At 51.0% G+C, this 19529-nt stretch carries 18 protein-coding genes; 5 read left to right on the top strand and 13 right to left on the bottom strand.

All coding sequences use genetic code 11. From position 1 onward, the window contains the following. Nucleotides 1-16 precede the first annotated feature (16 nt). Nucleotides 17-2545 (top strand): EAL domain-containing protein, encoded by a 2529-nt coding sequence (locus KD147_RS11760; RefSeq protein ID WP_212547981.1) that lies wholly within the window; start codon nucleotides 17-19, stop codon nucleotides 2543-2545. Here the strand turns inward: KD147_RS11760 and KD147_RS11755 are convergent. From KD147_RS11755 to rpsU, 11 genes are all read right to left on the bottom strand, one after another. Continuing rightward, entirely contained in the window at nucleotides 2493-3323 is an 831-nt protein-coding gene (locus tag KD147_RS11755; RefSeq protein ID WP_212547980.1) for a DUF2797 domain-containing protein, read from the bottom strand. The two genes, KD147_RS11760 and KD147_RS11755, sit on opposite strands and share 53 nt — an antisense overlap. A gap of 155 nt (nucleotides 3324-3478) precedes the next feature. Beyond that, a complete protein-coding gene (gene purD / locus KD147_RS11750) occupies nucleotides 3479-4762 on the bottom strand; it encodes a phosphoribosylamine--glycine ligase (protein ID WP_212547979.1) in 1284 nt (427 codons plus the stop codon). Between the two features lie 12 nt (nucleotides 4763-4774). Continuing rightward, nucleotides 4775-5596, bottom strand: a complete 822-nt coding sequence (locus KD147_RS11745; protein WP_105199446.1) for a class I SAM-dependent methyltransferase — start codon at nucleotides 5594-5596, stop codon at nucleotides 4775-4777. A 106-nt stretch (nucleotides 5597-5702) separates the two neighbouring features. Further along, a complete protein-coding gene (purH, locus tag KD147_RS11740) occupies nucleotides 5703-7289 on the bottom strand; it encodes a bifunctional phosphoribosylaminoimidazolecarboxamide formyltransferase/IMP cyclohydrolase (protein WP_105253951.1) in 1587 nt (528 codons plus the stop codon). 208 nt (nucleotides 7290-7497) lie between these two features. After that, complete coding sequence (gene fis / locus KD147_RS11735) at nucleotides 7498-7788, bottom strand: DNA-binding transcriptional regulator Fis (RefSeq protein WP_010374122.1); 291 nt, start codon at nucleotides 7786-7788, stop codon at nucleotides 7498-7500. Between the two features lie 26 nt (nucleotides 7789-7814). Further along, nucleotides 7815-8780 carry a tRNA dihydrouridine synthase DusB gene (dusB, locus tag KD147_RS11730; RefSeq protein ID WP_105253950.1) on the bottom strand — a complete coding sequence of 322 codons (966 nt, stop codon included), beginning with the start codon at nucleotides 8778-8780 and terminating at the stop codon, nucleotides 7815-7817. Nucleotides 8781-9056: 276 nt separating this feature from the next. Then, nucleotides 9057-9935 carry a 50S ribosomal protein L11 methyltransferase gene (gene prmA / locus KD147_RS11725; RefSeq protein ID WP_212547978.1) on the bottom strand — a complete coding sequence of 293 codons (879 nt, stop codon included), beginning with the start codon at nucleotides 9933-9935 and terminating at the stop codon, nucleotides 9057-9059. An 86-nt stretch (nucleotides 9936-10021) separates the two neighbouring features. After that, nucleotides 10022-11869 carry an RNA polymerase sigma factor RpoD gene (rpoD, locus tag KD147_RS11720; protein ID WP_212547977.1) on the bottom strand — a complete coding sequence of 616 codons (1848 nt, stop codon included), beginning with the start codon at nucleotides 11867-11869 and terminating at the stop codon, nucleotides 10022-10024. Between the two features lie 124 nt (nucleotides 11870-11993). Further along, nucleotides 11994-13766, bottom strand: coding sequence for a DNA primase (gene dnaG, locus KD147_RS11715; protein ID WP_105253947.1), 1773 nt, complete (start codon nucleotides 13764-13766; stop codon nucleotides 11994-11996). 149 nt (nucleotides 13767-13915) lie between these two features. Further along, a complete protein-coding gene (locus tag KD147_RS11710) occupies nucleotides 13916-14362 on the bottom strand; it encodes a GatB/YqeY domain-containing protein (RefSeq protein WP_212547976.1) in 447 nt (148 codons plus the stop codon). Between the two features lie 21 nt (nucleotides 14363-14383). Continuing rightward, nucleotides 14384-14599, bottom strand: coding sequence for a 30S ribosomal protein S21 (gene rpsU / locus KD147_RS11705; protein WP_105188416.1), 216 nt, complete (start codon nucleotides 14597-14599; stop codon nucleotides 14384-14386). A gap of 196 nt (nucleotides 14600-14795) precedes the next feature. On the opposite strand from rpsU, the gene tsaD reads away from it, so the two are divergent. Beyond that, nucleotides 14796-15812 (top strand): tRNA (adenosine(37)-N6)-threonylcarbamoyltransferase complex transferase subunit TsaD, encoded by a 1017-nt coding sequence (gene tsaD, locus KD147_RS11700; RefSeq protein WP_212547975.1) that lies wholly within the window; start codon nucleotides 14796-14798, stop codon nucleotides 15810-15812. A gap of 21 nt (nucleotides 15813-15833) precedes the next feature. Here tsaD and plsY read toward each other — a convergent pair whose 3' ends face one another. Then, complete coding sequence (gene plsY, locus KD147_RS11695; protein ID WP_212547974.1) at nucleotides 15834-16445, bottom strand: glycerol-3-phosphate 1-O-acyltransferase PlsY; 612 nt, start codon at nucleotides 16443-16445, stop codon at nucleotides 15834-15836. A gap of 171 nt (nucleotides 16446-16616) precedes the next feature. Here plsY and folB point away from each other — a divergent pair, with 171 nt between their 5' ends. The 3 genes from folB to KD147_RS11680 are packed head-to-tail and all read left to right on the top strand — an operon-like array spanning nucleotide 16617 to nucleotide 18255. Further along, nucleotides 16617-16970: a dihydroneopterin aldolase gene (gene folB, locus KD147_RS11690; protein ID WP_105253943.1), complete on the top strand. Its 354-nt coding sequence runs from the start codon at nucleotides 16617-16619 to the stop codon at nucleotides 16968-16970. Between the two features lie 2 nt (nucleotides 16971-16972). After that, nucleotides 16973-17455 (top strand): 2-amino-4-hydroxy-6-hydroxymethyldihydropteridine diphosphokinase, encoded by a 483-nt coding sequence (folK, locus tag KD147_RS11685; RefSeq protein WP_212547973.1) that lies wholly within the window; start codon nucleotides 16973-16975, stop codon nucleotides 17453-17455. Then, complete coding sequence (locus KD147_RS11680; protein ID WP_105253941.1) at nucleotides 17452-18255, top strand: undecaprenyl-diphosphate phosphatase; 804 nt, start codon at nucleotides 17452-17454, stop codon at nucleotides 18253-18255. Before folK ends, KD147_RS11680 begins: the two co-directional genes overlap by 4 nt. A gap of 56 nt (nucleotides 18256-18311) precedes the next feature. Here KD147_RS11680 and KD147_RS16950 read toward each other — a convergent pair whose 3' ends face one another. After that, nucleotides 18312-19418, bottom strand: a complete 1107-nt coding sequence (locus KD147_RS16950) for a tRNA nucleotidyltransferase/poly(A) polymerase-related protein (RefSeq protein WP_105253940.1) — start codon at nucleotides 19416-19418, stop codon at nucleotides 18312-18314. Nucleotides 19419-19529: the final 111 nt, after the last annotated feature.

Genomic DNA, 19529 nt, shown 5'->3' with positions numbered 1-19529 from the left:
ATCAGCAGGATAAACAATGCAACTCAGTACAAGGGATTACAGGGTCAAGGACGCACGAACCTCACCGCTTTATTTTTGTACGCCAACACAGGATGTATTAACCGTAGTTGCCTTAATGCGTCAACACAATGTCAGCGCCATTGCCGTGCGTGAGCACGACAAGGTGGTGGGCATTTGGACCGAGTCCGATTGTGTGCGTATGCAGTCCCAAAACCAGGGTTATACCCGCCAGCCTATCAGTGAGCTGATGTCTACACCGGTTCATTGCATCGACAGCGAGGCCAAACTCAGTGATGCGGCGTTAAAGTGCGCTAACCTTGGCATTCGTCATTTGCTGGTAGTCGACCAAAATGAGCAGCCGAGCGGCTTGTTATCCCTGGGAAATATCGTCGACAGCCAGGGCCTTGAGCATTACCTTCATTTGAAAATCATCGGCACGCACTTTGACCGCCATGTGCCTTGTGTGCAGGGGGACAGTACCCTGACCCAGGTAGCCCAGCAAATGGCTAAATCCAACACCCATGCGGTGTTGGTTAAGCACCGGGGGGAGCTAGGCATTATCACCGCCGCCGATGTGCTCGATATGCTGCTGTGCCGCGATAAGCAACAGCCTTGCTGGCAATATGCCAGCACCGAGCTGGTGACGGTGACCCCCAAAGACACCTTGCTGTGTGCCTATCATAAACTGCATCAGCACCGCATTCGCCATCTGGTGGTGGTCGACAATCAAAGCCGCTGCGAACTGGGGGTGTTGACCTTAAAGCATATCAACACGGAGATTGAGTCGGCCTATTTAACCGAGCTGAGGGCGGTGCTGGCAGAGCGCGACTCGGCGTTGCAGGCGTCAAAAAAGGATCTCTATCTGGCCAATAAAATCATTGCCGCTTCCTTGGATGGCATCATGATCACCGATCATAGCGGAGTGATCTTGCAGGTGAACCCGGCCTTTAGCCGTTTGACCGGATATAGCGCCGAGGAGGTGGTGGGTAAAACCCCCAAGCTGCTGAGCTCGGGTCACCATGATGAAGCCTTTTATCACAGTATGTGGCAGACCCTGGCCCGTGATGGCGTCTGGCAGGGAGAGATACATAACCGTCGCAAGGATGGTGATACCTATGTGGAATGGTTGACCATTATCGCCATTCAGGAGCAGGACGATGAAAACCTGGTGTATGCCGGTATTTTCACCGATATTACCGAGCGCAAGGCGGCGGAGCGTAAGATTGCTAAGCTTGCTTATTTTGACGACTTAACCGGGCTGCCCAATCGCCGCTTGTTTAAAGACCGTTTGAGCGTGGCCCTGGCCCATAGTCAGCGTCAACAGCAACGTTTGGCCGTGATGTTTATCGACCTGGATCATTTTAAGGGCGTCAACGACAGCCTCGGGCACAGCATAGGCGATGAGCTGCTAAAACAGGTGGCGCAGCGTTTGCAGCACTGTGTGCGCAGCGGTGATACCCTGGCGCGCTTGGGCGGTGATGAATTTACCCTGTTGCTGAATGAGGTAGACAGCCTTGATGAGGTGATCCGCTGCGCCGAGACGGTGCTGGCGCAATTTAATGCCAGCTTTTCATTGGCGCAAAAGAGCATCACGGTTACCACCTCCATCGGTATTTCCCTGTACCCGGATGATGGTGGTTCAATGGAAACCCTGCTTAAGCATGCGGATGTAGCCATGTATCGCTGCAAAGACCTGGGGCGTAACTCCTATCAGCTTTATAAGGCCACCATGAATGCGCGCTCGTTAGAGCGTCTGACCATGACCAGTCGTATTAAACAGGCGCTGGAGCACAATGAATTTGCCCTGCATTTACAGCCGATATTTCGTGCCAAGGGTGGGGATTTGGCCGGTGCCGAAGCGCTGATCCGCTGGCAAGACCCGCAATTGGGGATGATCTCTCCCAGTCAGTTTATTCCCTTGGCGGAGGAGTTGGGGTTAATTACCCATATTGACCGCTGGGTGATCAATCGCAGTTGTGCCTTGCTGGCGCAGTGGCAGCAAGACAAGCGCTGGCAAGGGCGGCTGGCCATTAATATCTCGGCGGCGCACTTTTGTCAGGATGGACTGGTAAAAGCCTTGCGCGAGGCCATTGACCGTTACCAAATCGATGCCAGCCAGTTGGAGCTGGAGATCACCGAAAGCAGCTTTATTCAGTCGTTTTCTCGAGCCAAACAGGTGCTGTTGGAGCTGAAGTTATTGGGCGTAAAAATTGCCCTGGATGATTTTGGCACCGGTTATTCGGCGTTGAGCTATTTAACCAAGCTGCCCATCGACAAGCTGAAAATCGACTCCAGTTTTGTCGCCAAGGTGCCGGATGAATATGGTAACAGCGAAATCGTTAGCGCTATAGTGGCCATGGCCAAGAACTTGAATCTAACCCTGGTGGCTGAAGGGGTGGAAAAGCCTTGTCAGCACCAGTTCTTACAGCAATTGCATTGTGACTATCTGCAAGGCTTTTTACTGGGTAAGCCTTGCAGTAGCGAGGAGTTTGCTAAGCGCTATAGTCTACCTCAACCTCGTACGCCCCAAATTTACGAATGTTGATAACGCCGGTATCAAAGATCAGGTATTGGCCCTTAATTCCCAGGAGCACGCCGCTTACCTTTGGCTCTTTATCGAAATTAAAGGAGCTGATCTTGCTTGGGTAGGTGTCCACCGGATAGGTGATCTCGACAACCTTTTCATCCAGCACTTCCACCGCGGTGGCGCCGAACAGCTCGGCCAGTTCATCAAGTTTGGCCTGGATCTGCGGCAAGAGTTCGTCCCGCGCGGCGAGTAGATCAACATCAACCTGAGTGCCCTTAAGCATATTGCGCCAATTAGTTTTATCGGCAATAAACTCCGCCAGGGCGACTTCCACTAAACCGGATTGCAGACGTGTTTGCACCCTGATAATAGGCAAGGCTGCCGTGGCACCCTGGTCTATCCAGCGGGTCGGGATCTGGGTGTGACGGGTGATGCCTACCTTGAGCCCTGAGGTGTTCGCCAGATACACATAGTGGGGGATCATGCAGTTTTCTTCGCCCCATTGCGGCTCGCGGCAGGTGCCTTGATCATAGTGGCAGGTTTCCGGTTTCATAATGCACATATCGCAGCTGGCAAGCTTGCGCATACAGACAAAACAATGGCCCTGAGAGTAGCTCTTTTTGGTTTTTTTACCGCAGCTGGAACAGAAAATATTACCGCTGTAGGTTAAGGTCAGGGTTTTGCCTATCAAGTCGTTCAGTGGTAACAGTTCGTCGCCAACGGGAAGCTGGTATTGCACCGCCGGGTTCTGCTCATCACCGAGCTGGGTTTTCATTTTCTTTAGTGTGCCTTGCATATTGCGTCCCAATGGCAAAAGTATGGGCTTATGGTATCAGACCACCGCGGCACTGTCTTCGGCTAGCTGGGATTGCAGCGATTGGGCGAATAAACTTCAGACAATAAAAAAGCGAAGCCGGAGCTTCGCTTTTTCAATAGGCCTTGGCGGCCAGATTAGCTTTCGCGGGCAATGGCGCGATAAGCGATATCGGTGCGGTATTCAACGCCGTCCCAATCGATGGCTTTAACCAGTTCGTAGGCACGCTGTTGTGCTGCGGTAACCGTTTCACCTAGTGCGGTGGCACAGAGTACGCGGCCACCGGCGGTTACTACCTTGTCACCGTCTTGCTTGGTACCTGCGTGGAAGACTTTCTCACCTTCCGGGTATTCAACAAGCAGGCCCGAGATGGCATCGCCTTTAGGGTATGAACCTGGGTAGCCTTTGGCTGCCAGTACCACGCCAACTGCGGCGCGCGGGTCGAACTGGATGTCGGTCTTATCCAGCTCTTCACGGTTTGCGGCTTCGATTAGCTCAACCAAGTCCGACTGTAGACGCAGCATAATAGGCTGAGTTTCTGGGTCGCCAAAGCGGCAGTTGTACTCAATTACCTTAGGCGTGCCGTCTGCAGCAATCATAAGACCGGCGTATAGGAAACCCGTGTAAGGGTGACCTTCCGCAGCCATGCCTGCAACGGTCGGGTTGATCACTTCATTCATGATGCGATCATGAATTTCAGCTGTCACTACCGGCGCTGGAGAGTAGGCACCCATGCCACCGGTATTAGGGCCCTGGTCGCCGTTGTAAGCGCGCTTATGGTCCTGACTGGTCGCAAATGGCAATACATTCTTACCATCGACCATAACGATGAAAGAGGCTTCTTCACCCTCAAGGAACTCTTCGATAACCACGCGGCTACCGGCTTCACCAAAGGCATTACCGGCTAGCATGTCGCGTACCGCTTCTTCCGCTTCCGCTTCGGTCATGGCCACGATCACGCCTTTACCTGCCGCCAAGCCATCGGCCTTAACAACGATAGGAGCGCCTTGCTCTTTGATGTACTCAAGTGCAGGCTCGATTTGCTCGAAGGTTTTGTAAAACGCAGTGGGGATATTGTGACGTGCCAAGAAGTCCTTAGTAAATGACTTCGAGCCCTCAAGTTGCGCTGCCCCTTGCGTTGGGCCGAATATTGCTAGGCCTTGCTCTCGGAAGGCATCAACAACACCGATAACAAGCGGTGCTTCAGGGCCAACAATAGTCAGTTCAACCTTGTTTTCTTTCGCAAACTTGATAAGTGCACCAATGTCTTCAACACCAATGGCCACGTTTTCTAACTTTGGCTCAAGTGCGGTGCCGGCGTTACCCGGAGCAACAAATACTTTTTCTACTTTGTTTGATTGAGCGGCCTTAAACGCAAGTGCGTGTTCGCGGCCGCCACTGCCAATGACTAGTACATTCATGGCTTATAAATCCTATAGGGGTTTGATGAATTTCAGCGTCATCCGGTCACTTTCGCCGATCGCTTCGTATTTAGCGCGATCTTCTTCACCCAGACTCAGGCTTGGTGGCAATGTCCACACGCCTTTTGGATGGTTGGCGAAGTCTTTCGGATTGGCATTGATTTCACTTTTCGCAACCAGTTCAAATCCAGCTTCTTGTGCCAGCGCAATCACCCAGCTCTCTTTAACATAACCCGAACGCTTGGCCTTACCGCTATCGCGTGTTTCCGGTAAACGGTGATCCACTATACCTAGCACACCTCCTGGTTTAAGGGCGGTATAAAAGGCGCGCATGGCATCCTTTACCCCTTGCTCGTCGGCATTCATATACCAGTTATGCAGATTACGGAATGTCAGCACCATATCGGCACTGCCTTCCGGGGCGATATTATGGTGCGTGCCGGGATAAAACTCGGTGAGTCGGATGTCGGAATAGGCACGGGTATTGGCCATCTTTTCCTTAAAGCCAGCCAATGAACGCTGGTAATACTTCACGTCCGAGTCGGCCGGGAAGTGGGCGGCATACAAGGTGCCTTCGTCTTTAAGTAAAGGGGCGAGAATATCCGTGTACCAACCACCGCCTGGAGAGACTTCAACCACTGTCATATTCGGCTCGATACCGAAAAAGGTCAGAGTTTCTACCGGGTGACGATATTGATCTCTGGCTTGGGCTTGTGCACTTCTTAGCTCGCCTTGGCTGGCTTCAGTCAGTTGTTCACTGGTGCTGGTGCTTACGCAGGCGCTTAGTGAAAGCGCGATGGCCGCGGTTAGCGCGGTTTTAAAGCCAAATTTCATAATCGAATCCTTGTGATATTTATTATGTGTTAACACAAAATAGCAGATTGATTTGAATAGTCTACGAAAACACGCCAGAGCCTAAATGGCCCTGGCGGTGAGTTTCTTAGTGGCGGAAGTGGCGCATGCCGGTGAAGACCATTGCCATGCCAGCCTCATCGGCGGCAGCAATCACTTCTTCATCACGCATTGAACCACCCGGCTGGATCACCGCAGTAATGCCAGCTTCGGCCGCAGCATCGATACCGTCACGGAATGGGAAGAAGGCATCAGAAGCCATAACCGAACCTTTAACCTCAAGGTTCTCATCGGCTGCTTTAATACCGGCGATTTTCGCCGAGTATACGCGGCTCATCTGGCCGGCGCCCACACCGATAGTCATGCCGTCTTTGGCGTATACGATGGCGTTTGATTTAACAAACTTGGCTACTTTCCAGCAGAACATAAGATCTTTTAGCTCTTGCTCGGTCGGTTGACGCTTAGAAACCACTTTAAGGTCGCCCATGCTTACCATGCCCTGGTCACGGTCTTGTACCAGGATACCGCCGTTTACGCGCTTGATATCAACACCGGTGGTTTGCGCTTGCCATTGACCACACTCAAGTAGACGCACGTTTTGTTTAGCAGAGACGATTTGCGCCGCTTCTTCGCTGATGCTTGGGGCGATGATCACTTCTACGAACTGACGGGCGATGATGGCTTCTGCGGTATCCGCATCCAGCTCGCGGTTGAAGGCGATGATGCCGCCAAATGCCGACGTCGGGTCGGTTTTAAAGGCACGGTCGTAGGCTTCAAGGATGTTTTCACCCACAGATACACCACATGGGTTAGCGTGCTTCACGATCACACAGGCCGGCGCATCGAATTCTTTTACGCACTCAAGGGCTGCGTCGGTATCGGCGATGTTGTTGTAAGAAAGCGCCTTACCTTGGATTTGCTTGGCCGTGGCAACCGAGGCTTCTTCAATGTCGTTTTCAACATAGAAGGCTGCATCCTGGTGTGAGTTCTCACCGTAGCGCATGTCTTGCTTCTTGGTGAACTGCATGTTGATGGTGCGCGGGAACTTTGTGTCTGCCACAGCTTCTTCGGTGTAGTCAGGCACCATTTTACCGAAGTAGTTGGCGATCATGCCGTCGTACTGAGCCGTGTGCTCAAATGCGGCAATGGCCAGGTCAAAACGCGTTGCGTGTGAGGTAGAACCTTCGTTCGCCTTCATTTCGTCGATAACGCGGCCGTAGTCGGCGGCATTAACGATAATGGTCACGTCTTTGTGGTTCTTCGCTGCGGCGCGAACCATGGTTGGGCCGCCGATATCGATGTTCTCAATCGCGTCTTCAAGCGAGCAGTCTTCTTTTGCTACTGTTTGTGCGAATGGGTATAGGTTTACAACTACCATGTCGATTGCATCTATGTTGTGATCGCTCATGACGCCTTCGTCTTGACCGCGACGGGCTAGGATGCCGCCGTGAATTTTTGGATGCAATGTTTTAACGCGGCCATCCATGATCTCAGGGTGACCGGTGTGATCAGATACTTCAGTTACCTTGATGCCGTTGTCTGCAAGTAGCTTGCAGGTGCCACCGGTAGAAAGAATTTCGACGCCTTGAGCGGCTAGCTCACGAGCGAAGTCAACGATACCCGTTTTATCAGATACGCTCAGGAGCGCGCGACGAATTGGACGATGTGTATCCATGGTAGTTTTTGTTACCTCAGTTGAGTAGATAATCTTGCCAAAGGCGTTCGCCTTGGGGTTAGGCAAGGGGTTATTTAGAACCCTATTTTAAACAATGATGGTGTTTTTGTATAACACCGTGACCGACGCATCGGTCGCTTTCGCGTATGGGCGAAAATAAAAAAGCACCCTAGGGTGCTTTTCAGTGCAGCTCAAAGCTGCGAATAAATTAGTTCATGCCGTACTTTTTCAGCTTCTTACGTAAAGTACCACGGTTGATACCCAGTAAGATGGCGGCACGGGTTTGGTTACCGCGCGTATAGGTCATTACTTCTTCTAGAAGTGGCGCTTCAAGCTCAGAAAGAACAAGTTCATAAACGTCTTGTACGTCCTGGCCGTTAAGCTGTTTAAGATAGTGGTGAACAGCTTTTTTAACAGCGTCGCGAAGAGGCTGTGGTTTCTCTTGTGACTGAACGTGAGCGTTAGTAATAAAAGGAGAAGTCACATTTTGTTCAAACATCGTTGTATTGTCTCTTTCTTTCTGGATTAGCAATAAGTTTCAAAGTATTCATTCAGTGCATCCACCTGAGTCTCAGGTGTTTCTAGCGCATTAAATACTCGCCTAAACTGACGGTCTTCGTCGTGGGCTTGCAAATACCATCCAACATGCTTTCGAGCAATCCGCGGCCCCATGGCCTCACCGTAGAATTGATGGAGATTAACTAAATGCTCCATCAGAATACTACGCACCTCGGTAATAGCCGGGGGCGGGAGTATTTCTCCGGTTTTTAAGTAATGGTCAATTTCCCGGAAAATCCAGGGGCGACCTTGAGCGGCTCGTCCAATCATGATGGCATCTGCGCCCGTATACTCTAATACCTGCTTCGCTTTTTGCGGTGAACTGATATCACCGTTAGCAACCACAGGAATTGACACTGAACCCTTGATCGCTTTGATCGTGTCGTATTCGGCATTGCCTTTGTACATACAGGCGCGGGTGCGACCATGTACGGCTAATGACTGAATACCATTGTGTTCAGCTATGGCTGCAATCTCGACGCCGTTGCGGTTGTCCACATCCCAGCCGGTACGGATTTTTAATGTGACGGGCACATCTACCGCTTCCACCACAGCTTTCACTATGGCTTCGACTAGGTCGGGGTACTGCAACAGGGCAGAGCCTGCTAGCTTTTTATTCACTTTTTTGGCAGGGCAGCCCATATTGATATCTATGATCTGCGCGCCATTGGAAACGTTAAACTGCGCCGCTTGCGCCATCAGCTCTGGGTCAGCCCCCGCAATTTGCACGGAGCGAATACCCGATTCGCCGCTATGATCCATACGCCCCATGGATTTGGCGGTTTGCCACACCTTGGGATTGGAAGACAACATTTCTGATACGGCCAGTCCCGCGCCTAAGCGACGACACAATTGCCGAAAGGGGCGATCGGTGATCCCCGCCATCGGTGCAACCATCAAATTGTTTTCTAACTGGTAAGGACCAATTTGCACAGCGTTACAATTTACCTCGTTTCAAGGGGCGCTAAGTTTACGGTTTTTTGAGGCAAAATCAAAGGCTATAAATTGAACAAAAGTGCTTTTTTTTTAAACTTTTTGTATTGACATTTTATAACGAGGGAGGGCAAAGATTTTTTTGTGTGTTTTATGAACACTGGCTTGACAGGGCTGATGTGGCGGGGTGTTGATGGGGCGTAAACAGTGTAAAAAGAGTGCGAAAGCGCCTGCGCAGGGACTTTTGTCCGCTGCGCAGTCAAGGATCCAAAGCGGTTATTTTTTAATCCCGCTGATCCGCACCCATTCACCTTGCTGGGCAATCGGATCTAGGGTCACTTTATGCTCATAGCAACTGGCTACAGAATCCGCCTGTTCCTCAAGGACCCCAGATAGTGCCAGCTCGCCCCCTGATTTCAACAGGCTGAGGATCACCTCGTTTAATTCGCGCAGAGGCTGGGCAAGAATATTTGCGACGACCACATCGGCCTCAAAGCTCGGCTGATTCTCTGGCAGGTAAACCTCAAGTTGGTCGGCCACGCCATTGCGCTCGGCATTATCGATACTGGCATCCAGTGCCTGCTGATCGATATCTATGCCTATAACGCGTGCGGCGCCGAGTTTAATGGCGGCGATACCTAAAATGCCTGAACCACAGCCGAAATCGACCACGGTTTTGCCGCTTAAATCCAGGCTCTCAAGCCAGCGTAAACATAAGGCCGTGGTGGCATGGGTGCCTGTACCAAAGGCCAGACCCGGGTCGAGCATGACGTTGACCGCGGATGGATCTGGAACATCTAACCAGCTTGGGCAAATCCATAGGCGTTCGCCAAACTGAATCGGTTGGAAATTCTTCATCCATTCCCGTTCCCAGTCTTTATCTTCTAGCTGCTCTATTTTGTAGTGGAACTGCTCTTGCAACTCAGGTTGTACCTTTAAGTAATCAACCACAGCCTGCATATCATGGTTGGCTTCGAATAGGCCAATTACCGTGGTTTCAGCCCAGTATCTGACCTCGCCCGGTTGGGGTTCGAAGATGGGCGTGTCTTTGGTGTCCATAAAGGTGACCGATGGGCAACCAATATCCATTAGGTGCTCGCTGATGGCGTCAGCCGTTGATTCGGTGGCACGAATGCGAATTTGAATCCAAGCCATGTTAATCCCCATGTTGGATGAATTGAATAAATGATACACAAAGGCCGCTAAAAAGCGGCCTTTGTAATGCTTTAGTCAGACGCGTGTTATTTGTTCGCGTCTAAGAAGCTTTTCAGTAGATCTGAGCGTGAAGGGTGACGCAATTTACGCAGTGCCTTAGCTTCGATCTGACGGATACGCTCACGGGTTACGTCGAACTGTTTACCTACCTCTTCTAGAGTGTGGTCGGTATTCATGTCGATACCAAAGCGCATACGCAGTACCTTGGCTTCACGAGCCGTCAGGCCGGCAAGTACTTCGTGCGTCGCACCCTTGAGGCTTTCCATGGTCGCCGAGTCGATTGGCGATTCAATGGTGGTATCCTCAATAAAATCACCAAGATGCGAATCTTCATCGTCACCGATAGGAGTTTCCATCGAGATTGGCTCTTTGGCAATTTTCAATACCTTGCGGATCTTGTCTTCCGGCATCATCATGCGTTCTGCAAGTTCTTCCGGGTTCGGTTCACGACCCATTTCCTGCAACATCTGACGTGAGATACGATTTAGCTTGTTGATGGTCTCAATCATGTGTACCGGAATACGAATGGTACGGGCTTGGTCAGCGATTGAACGCGTGATTGCCTGACGGATCCACCAAGTCGCGTAAGTCGAGAACTTGTAACCACGACGGTATTCAAACTTATCAACCGCCTTCATCAGACCAATGTTACCTTCTTGGATTAAATCCAAGAATTGCAGGCCACGGTTGGTGTACTTCTTCGCGATTGAGATAACCAAACGTAAGTTCGCTTCAACCATCTCTTTCTTGGCGCGACGTGCTTTCGCCTCACCAATGCTCATGCGACGGTTGATGTCTTTAATACGCTCGATTGATAAACCTGTGCTTTGCTCAATATGCTTAAGCTTATTGATGCAACGCTCAATTTCCGGCTTCAACTCGGCCAACTTGGCTGAGTGGCTTTCACCAGCAGCGATTTCAAGGTCTAACCAGGCGCCGTCTGTTTCGTTGTTAGCAAAGTGCTTAACGAAAGTTTTCTTCTGCATCTTCGCAACTTGTACCGCTTGCTTCATGATGATGCGCTCTTGTACACGCACTTTATCCATCATGTCGCGCATGTTATTAACCATGCGGTCGAATTGCTTAGGCACTAGTTTAAAGGTGCGGAATAGCTCACCGATCTCAATGATGGCGGCTTTCGCATCCGGGTGTGAACGACCCTTTTCCTCGAAAATTACGCGGGCGTTGCTGTACAAGGTGCGCAAGTTTTCGAAGTGCTCGCGCGCTTCTTCCGGATCTGGACCGTTATCCGTTTCTTCTTCCGAGCTATCGTCGTCGCTGTCATCGCCATCATCGTCTTCGTCGTCTAAGTCATCGTCACTTAGTTCCGAGCCGATATGGGTGGCGGAAATCTGCGTCTCATCTTCGTTAGGATCGAAAAAGCCGGTAATGATGTCGCTCAGGCGGATTTCTTCCGCTTCGAACATATCCCACTGCTCAAGCAGGTGAGAAATGGCTTCCGGGTATTCGGCGACAGAAATTTGTACCTGGTTGATACCTTCTTCGATACGCTTGGCGATATCGATCTCGCCTTCGCGCGTCAATAGTTCCACGGTACCCATTTCACGCATGTACATACGTACCGGATCCGTGGTACGACCGATTTCTTTTTCTACGGTGGCGAGTGCCGCGGCGGCAGCTTCTGCCGCATCCTCATCGGTGGTGGTCTCCGCCATCATCAATTCATCGGCATCCGGCGCGCTTTCGCAAACCTTGATACCCATGTCATTGATCATGCTAATGATATCTTCGACCTGATCCGAATCAATGATGTCTTGTGGAAGGTGATCATTCACTTCAGCGAATGTCAGATAACCTTGCTCTTTACCTTTCTGAATCAGAAGTTTTAGTTGTGACTGAGGAGTTGGATCCATAGAGATTTGCTCTTCCACCCTGATAAATTAATACAACAGGCGTCAGCTTAAGAACCTAAGCTGGGTGCCCCAAGCCGGTTTGACGCAGTGAATAGCGTAGTATAACAGACCGAGAAATTTCTGGCTAGCTTTCGAGCACTTCGCTGCCTTTAAGTGCTTGAGTCAGCAGGGCGTATTCCCGCCGTTCTGCCACGCTTAAACCTTGGGTCTTGTCCTTTATTAATAAGGACTCTAAACGGTGATTTAAACACTGATCTTCAATGAATTTGACCGTTTGTTGGAAATGAGGTTCCAATACCTCATCGTTTATTTGGTGAGGCCAAGCGGCTAGCTTGGTCAAAGCGCCGTATTCCGGGCGCTCGCGGTAATGCTCCAGCAGTTGCGCTGTGCGTGCCCCGGGGTTATCCAGGCAATGCTTTTGAATGCTTAAAAACAATTCCAGGCCGGGTAATCCTAGGCTGGCCAGCTCCGGCATATAGTCGACCTTGTCCGCCAGTTGCGGATGTTGCAGCATGAGGGCGATGGCGGTGCGCATCGGCGTCATCTTAAACTGGCTTTCAACCCTATGTTGTTGGCGCGGTGTTTTTAGCTTGGCATTAAGCTGCTCTCGGGTACGACCGATAAAGCGGGCCAGGCGCTCCAGCAGGTTTTCCTGATAGAATTCGCTGGGGATCTTTTCAATCAAGGGCAGAGCCAGGCTTAACAGTTTGGCCTTGCCGGCGTCCTGAGTGAGATCGATATCGTCGCTTAAGCGACTAAAGAAGACGTCGCTAAAGTCCTTGGCATCAACCAGGCGCTGTTCAAATGCGGCCTTGCCTTCTTGTTGTACCAAAGAGTCTGGATCTTCGCCATCGGGCAGAAACACAAACTTCAGTGCCTTGCCGTCCTTTAAATGGGGCAGGGCATTTTCCATGGCCCGCCAGGCGGCATCGCGACCGGCGCGGTCGCCGTCATAACAACACACCACCTTATCCGTGGCACGCAACAACATTTGCATATGCTCGTTGGTGGTCGCCGTACCCAGGGCCGCCACTGCGTATTTAATATCGTGCTCGGCCAGCGCCACCACATCCATATAGCCTTCAACGATGAGTAACTGCTCAAGCTTTTTATGGGCTTGCTTGGCTTCATAAAAGCCATATAACTCAAAGCCTTTATGGAAGATTCGGGTTTCCGGCGAGTTCAGGTATTTGGGGCCATTATCGTCCTGGCCCATAATGCGTCCGCCAAAGGCGATAACACGACCACGACGATCGCGAATAGGGAACATGAGACGATCGCGAAAGAAGTCAAAGGTGCGACCATTGTCTTTTTGTGTCGCCAGCTTGAGCTCGATCAGCTGTTGCTTTTGTTTCGGGTTTTTCCCTAAGGTTTGACACAGCGCTTCCCACTCACTGGGGGCATAGCCTATGCCGAAGTCTTTCACCGTTTGCCCGCTTAAGCCACGACCCTTGAGGTAGTCAATGACCAATTGGGCATTGGCATGATGGCGCAACTGCTGCTGGTAATAGCGCGCGGTTTGCTCCATTAAATCGTAGTCGGAGCGTTTTTGCTCCTGGGAGACGGGCGGACGATCGTTTTGGTTGTGATTGCCTTGCTCTCTGGGCACTTCCAGGTGCAACAGGCTGGCCAACTCTTCGATGGCATCAACAAAATCGAGTTTGTCGTACTCCATTACGAAGCTGATGGCGTTGCCGTTGGCGCCACAGCCAAAGCAGTGATAAAACTGTTTATCCTGGGAGACGGTAAAGGACGGACTCTTTTCGTTGTGGAATGGACAGCAGGCCTGGTAATCCTTGCCCGCTTTTTTCAGGTTAACACGGGAGTCGATCAACTCGACTATGTCGGTACGCGCTAAAAGATCGTCGATAAATTGTCGGGGGATCTTACCTGCCATTAGCAACACCTAAGAAGAAGAGAGAGAACCAAACTAGTATATCAAGGGCGATAAGAAAAGGGGTTATAAATTTACGCCTTGATTTTTACCGGCCTAAAAACGAAGAAACCGAGCACTAGGCTCGGTTTGCTTGAATTTGCTTTCGCGAATTAGGCGCTAAGACGCTGTTTGATAAGACCTGATAGTTTGCCCATATCGGCACGGCCTTCAGCTTGACTCTTAATCACGCCCATCACTTTACCCATGTCCTGCATGCCTTGAGCACCGGTATCGGCGATGGCTTTATCAATCAGTTGACTGATTTCATCTTCGCTCAGCTGCTTTGGTAGAAACTCTTCCAAAACACTCATTTCCGCTGCTTCTACATCGGCAAGATCGTCACGACCGGCATCCTTATACTGAGTATAAGAATCGCGGCGTTGCTTCACTAGTTTAACAACAACCGACGTAATATCGGCTTCATTTAATGTGATTTGCTCGTCGATCTCACGCTGTTTAACTGCAGCGAGTACTGAACGAATAGCACCAAGGCGCATTTTGTCCTTGGCACGCATCGCGTCTTTTTGTGCATCTTTTAACGAATCTAATAGACTCATGACAACAAGACCGGACAGTGATTAGTATAATTTAACGCGACGTGCGTTTTCGCGAGAAAGCTTTTTCATGTGACGCTTAACAGCAGCCGCTTTTTTACGCTTACGCGCAGCGGTTGGCTTTTCATAGTGCTCGCGACGACGAACTTCTGAAAGGATACCTGCTTTTTCACATGAACGCTTGAAGCGGCGTAGGGCTACGTCAAACGGCTCGTTTTCTCTTACTTTAATTACTGGCATTAAAATCTCACCTACCTAACTTAATGAGCTGCACTCATTCGATCAAATAATGATCATGTGGTTCAAAAATGGTGCGGCATTGTAATCCGAGTTACCCCGGTGTGTAAAGAATAAATATCACAATACTGGTAAAATTGCAGCAAGGGAGTAGAATATGCGGCCTTATCAGCCACATCGCCCTGCGAGGAGACAGACATTGCGCATTTTGGGGATTGAATCATCCTGTGACGAGACCGGGATCGCCATCTATGATGACGAACAAGGTTTGTTGGCCCACCAACTCTATAGCCAAGTAAAAATGCACGCCGACTACGGCGGTGTGGTGCCTGAGCTGGCGTCGCGAGATCATGTGCGTAAGACTCTGCCCTTGATTGAAGCGGCCTTTGCCGAGGCGAGCTGTGGCCCAGAGGATCTCGATGGTGTGGCCTATACCGCGGGCCCAGGCCTGGTGGGCGCACTGTTGGTAGGATCGTCGATCGCACGATCCCTGGCCTATGGCTGGAAGCTGCCTACCGTGGCCGTGCACCATATGGAAGGTCACCTGCTTGCCCCCATGTTGGAAGAAAAGGTTCCCGCATTCCCATTCGTGGCCTTGTTGGTATCCGGTGGTCACACCCTGCTGGTGAAGGTCAGTGCCATTGGCGAGTACGAAGTATTAGGTGAATCGGTGGATGACGCCGCCGGCGAGGCCTTCGATAAAACCGCCAAGTTGTTGGGCTTGGATTATCCGGGCGGCCCCTTATTGGCGAAATTGGCCGAGCAGGGTACGCCGAATCGTTTTAAGTTTCCACGCCCGATGACCGACAGACCGGGTCTGGATTTTAGCTTTAGCGGCTTGAAAACCTTTGCCGCTAATACCATTCGCAGCGAAGGCGACGATCAGCAAACCAAGGCGGATATTGCCCATGCGTTCCAAACTGCCGTTATCGATACCTTGGCGATCAAGTGCAAACGCGCGCTCAAGGAAACCGGCATCAAGCGTTTGGTGATTGCCGGTGGTGTAAGTGCCAATACCTATTTGCGTGAGCAATTAGAGCAGGTTATGAAGGGCATGCAAGGGGAAGTGTTTTATCCGCGTCCGGCATTTTGTACGGATAACGGCGCGATGATCGCTTATGCGGGCATGCAGCGTCTTAAAGCAGGACAAACGGCCACCCTGGATACCCGGGTTCAGCCACGCTGGCCGATAGACACCTTGCCTAGTATTCGCTAGTAGGGCCTGAAGCGCCGGCGATTATTTCTCCGGCGCTACTTCTTCTTTTTCTTTCTTTTTCCCCACCTTGGGCTCCTTACCCTTAAGCAAGCGCACTATGTTAGTGCGATGGCGAAAGATTATCAGCACGGTTAAAAACAGCACCGGCTCTGTGTACAAGGGTTTAATCCACCAGGTGTACAAGGGGGCCAGGGAGACGGTCACTAGGGCGGCCAGAGACGAGTAGCGGGTCAGGGCGACAACGCAGGCCCAGGTGAGGATCAGCAAGCCGCCAAGGGATAAACCTATGGGTAATAAGGTGCCAAAGGCGGTGGCCACGGCCTTGCCGCCCTTAAAACCGAAAAACAGCGGATAGATATGTCCTAGACAGGCGGCCACGGCGACCAAGCCCAAATGGATGGGATCGATGCCCATAAAATAGGCACTCCAGACCGGGATCGTGCCTTTAAGAACATCGAACACTAATACCAGGATCGCAGGAAGCTTGCCGCCAATACGCAAGACGTTGGTGGCACCGGGGTTTTTTGAACCGGCTTGACGAGGATCGGGCAGCGCAAAAAGGTGACAGATCAGTACTGCAGAAGAGACCGAACCGAGAAGGTAGGCAAAAATGCACATTAACGCCGCTAACACTGTCATCCTTATTTTTTAATTGTACGTTTTAAGCTATTATCGCCGCTCATTATGAGTGTGCGCCGAGCTTTTTTATGCCAAGCGCATCCGGGTAAACGCGGTTACGCAAGGTCAGGGTACTGATTCTAATCCTTTTTGGGTATCCGACCAGCTGGCATTGGAGTTGCACATATGGATAAAGTCTATATCTCACAACTTAAAGTGGACACCATTATAGGAGTGTACGACTTTGAGAAAGAAAGTAAACAAAGCCTTTATTTCGATATCGAAATGGACTGTGACTTACGCCAGGCTGCCCACAGTGACGATCTCTCTTTTACCATAGACTATGCCCAGGTCAGTCAGCGTGTTACCGAGCACTGTTTAGCTAAACCGGTGGAACTGTTGGAAACCCTGGTAGAGCAACTGGCCGCGCTTATCCTTAATGAATTCAACACGCCCAAGGTGGCCATTACCGTCAGCAAGCCCGCTGCGGTGCCAGCGGCGCAAACCGTTGGCGTTAAAATCGTACGTAGTAAAAGTTAGTTATGGCCCGCATTTATATTAGCCTAGGCTCCAATATCAATAAGCGCGAAAACCTTCTTAATGGGTTAAGCGCGCTGCGCCAACATTTCGGCGTGTTGCAACACTCAAATGTGTATGAAAGCGAAGCCGTGGGGTTTAACGGCAGTAACTTTTATAATTCTGTGGCTGGGGCCGACACGGATATGAGCTTGGCTCAGGTCTGTAGCCTGCTTAAGCAGATTGAGCGTGATAACGGCCGCACCCCCGACGATAAAAAATTTAGCCCCCGTACCCTGGATTTAGATCTGTTGTTTTATGACGACATGATCTGTGACTCACCGGCGCAGCTGCCGCGCGATGAGATCACCAAAAATGCCTTTGTACTCTGGCCCTTGTTTGAGCTCGCCCCAGATCTGGTGCACCCCGTTACTCAAACCACCATTGCCAAACTATGGCAAGACTATGATAAATCAAAACAAAACCTATGGAAGGTCACTATCGAATGAGTATTCTAGCTATTGTTGTACTGGCTGTGATTCAAGGACTGACAGAATTTCTCCCCATTTCGAGCTCCGCCCACCTTATTTTACCCTCGCAGTTATTGGGCTGGCAGGATCAGGGCCTGGCCTTTGACGTGGCCGTGCATGTTGGTTCGCTCATGGCGGTGATGATTTATTTTCGTAGGGAAATAGGCGATATCCTGGTTGCCTGGTTTAAATCCTTCGGCTCTCAGGGAGCCACCGACGACAGCAAGCTGGGCTGGTATATTCTGTTGGCCACCATTCCCGCCGGCTTAGCCGGCAAGCTCTTTGAAGACCTGATTGAGCAACATCTGCGAGCGGCCATAGTCATAGCCATTACCACCATTTTCTTTGGTTTAGTGCTCTGGTTGGCAGATATTAAGGCCAAGCAAACGAAGAATATCTATCAACTGAATTGGAAGTCGGCCTTGCTGATCGGTTGTGCCCAGGCCATTGCCCTTATTCCCGGTACTTCACGCTCGGGTATCACCATGACCGCGGGCCTGTTTTTGGGTCTCACCAAAGAAAGTGCGGCGCGTTTTTCGTTTTTGCTGTCGGTACCCGTGATAGGTGGGATGGGGTTAATTAAAACCATTCAGTTGGCCACCGGCGAACAAGCGGTAGACTGGCAAGCGCTGATCCTTGGCGCCGGTTTATCCTTTATGGCCGCCTATGCCTGTATCTTCTTATTCCTTAAATTTATCGAACGCATGGGCATGTTCCCCTTTGTGATTTACCGCCTGCTTCTGGGCTTTGGCCTCTTGGCGTTTTTGCTATATCAATAGCCCAGGCTTTCCTTTTATCTCCTTGGCGAGTAAGAAATAAACTTGGCCCCTTGTTTTCATGGGGCCAAAATGTTCTCTATGGCCTCAACTCGTCCCTGGGCCAGCGCCGTTTTTATGGCCGCTCCCTGGATGCCCTGGCGAATATAGGTCTGCGCATTCACCAGTTGCGCCGCCGCGGCCGCCTCGAGCAGTTGGGATTGGCCGCCAAAATCGCCCAACTGGGCACAGCCATAAGCCTGAACTAAATCGTCCAGTCGTTGTGGACGACGCCAAATATCCAATCGATTAAAAAGCGTAATCAGCTCTTTGGCCTGCCAATTCGCTTGTCCGAGTAGGGTTCCATGATTGGCCAGTGCTTCGGCCAGCTCGATATATTGCTTTGGCACTCGGTAGTGCTCATAAAACGCCTGTCTTGCTGTGTCATCCAGCGGTTGCATCACTTGCGCAAACTGACAGGGGGGAGCACAGTGGTGAGTGCGGCCATAGTCGATGCGCGCTTCTAAACGCTGTTTTTCCGTGGGCCAGCAGGTAGCTAAAGCTGGGCTCAGTGCACTAAGGGCATCACATTGGGCGAGGGTGTCGATAAAAACATGGATATAACCATCGTCAAGAGCCTTTTGCCATTCCATCCACACTCGCTCTGGGGTCAGCGCTTGAAGCTCGCCGCTATGGGCAATGTTGCGCATCAGGGTCAGGGTTTCTTCAGCAACATTAAAGCCCAGGTAGTGATAGCGGGCGCGGAAACGGGCCACCCGCAACACCCGCAGTGGATCTTCGCTAAAGGCGGGGCTGACGTGGCGGAGCAAGCGTTTTTCAATGTCGTCTTGGCCACCAAAAGGGTCGATTAGCTGTCCCTGTTCGTCTTGGGCGATGGCATTGACGGTGAGGTCGCGGCGCTCTAAATCCTGCTCTAGGGTAATATCCGGATTAAAGTCGCAAATAAAACCGGTGTAGCCCTGGCCTTGTTTACGTTCGGTGCGCGCTAAGGCATATTCTTCTTTGCTCTGCGGATGCAAAAATACCGGAAAATCCTTCCCGACCTGAGTGTAACCAAGGTGTTTCATTTCTTTGATGGTGGCGCCCACCACCACATAGTCGCGTTCTTTGACATGTCGCCCTAATAACTGGTCGCGTACAGCGCCACCGACTAAATATGTTTGCATCCGTTTTCCCGAGCGGCTAAAAAGATGATTGTAACAGAGTTTTATCATGGCGGTTTTTTTGCCATTATAAGAAGTGCGAGTGATAATTTAATTAAACCGCAGCGCTTAGTG

This window comes from Pseudoalteromonas sp. BDTF-M6 (genome assembly GCF_018334135.1).
Lineage (GTDB): Bacteria > Pseudomonadota > Gammaproteobacteria > Enterobacterales > Alteromonadaceae > Pseudoalteromonas.
Note: the sequence above shows the minus strand (reverse complement) of the source record. Positions and strands in the feature narration are given on the sequence as shown.

What these genes read in the sequence shown, in the direction of transcription:
- dnaG (WP_105253947.1), bottom strand. Translation starts at nt 13,766, where the DNA reads ATGGCAGGTAAGATCCCCCGACAATTTATCGACGATCTTTTAGCGCGT.
- KD147_RS11710 (WP_212547976.1), bottom strand. Translation starts at nt 14,362, where the DNA reads ATGAGTCTATTAGATTCGTTAAAAGATGCACAAAAAGACGCGATGCGT.
- rpoD (WP_212547977.1), bottom strand. Translation starts at nt 11,869, where the DNA reads ATGGATCCAACTCCTCAGTCACAACTAAAACTTCTGATTCAGAAAGGT.
- folK (WP_212547973.1), top strand. Translation starts at nt 16,973, where the DNA reads ATGGCCCGCATTTATATTAGCCTAGGCTCCAATATCAATAAGCGCGAA.
- folB (WP_105253943.1), top strand. Translation starts at nt 16,617, where the DNA reads ATGGATAAAGTCTATATCTCACAACTTAAAGTGGACACCATTATAGGA.
- purD (WP_212547979.1), bottom strand. Translation starts at nt 4,762, where the DNA reads ATGAATGTACTAGTCATTGGCAGTGGCGGCCGCGAACACGCACTTGCG.
- KD147_RS11745 (WP_105199446.1), bottom strand. Translation starts at nt 5,596, where the DNA reads ATGAAATTTGGCTTTAAAACCGCGCTAACCGCGGCCATCGCGCTTTCA.
- purH (WP_105253951.1), bottom strand. Translation starts at nt 7,289, where the DNA reads ATGGATACACATCGTCCAATTCGTCGCGCGCTCCTGAGCGTATCTGAT.
- rpsU (WP_105188416.1), bottom strand. Translation starts at nt 14,599, where the DNA reads ATGCCAGTAATTAAAGTAAGAGAAAACGAGCCGTTTGACGTAGCCCTA.
- KD147_RS11680 (WP_105253941.1), top strand. Translation starts at nt 17,452, where the DNA reads ATGAGTATTCTAGCTATTGTTGTACTGGCTGTGATTCAAGGACTGACA.
- prmA (WP_212547978.1), bottom strand. Translation starts at nt 9,935, where the DNA reads ATGGCTTGGATTCAAATTCGCATTCGTGCCACCGAATCAACGGCTGAC.
- KD147_RS11760 (WP_212547981.1), top strand. Translation starts at nt 17, where the DNA reads ATGCAACTCAGTACAAGGGATTACAGGGTCAAGGACGCACGAACCTCA.
- fis (WP_010374122.1), bottom strand. Translation starts at nt 7,788, where the DNA reads ATGTTTGAACAAAATGTGACTTCTCCTTTTATTACTAACGCTCACGTT.
- KD147_RS11755 (WP_212547980.1), bottom strand. Translation starts at nt 3,323, where the DNA reads ATGCAAGGCACACTAAAGAAAATGAAAACCCAGCTCGGTGATGAGCAG.
- KD147_RS16950 (WP_105253940.1), bottom strand. Translation starts at nt 19,418, where the DNA reads ATGCAAACATATTTAGTCGGTGGCGCTGTACGCGACCAGTTATTAGGG.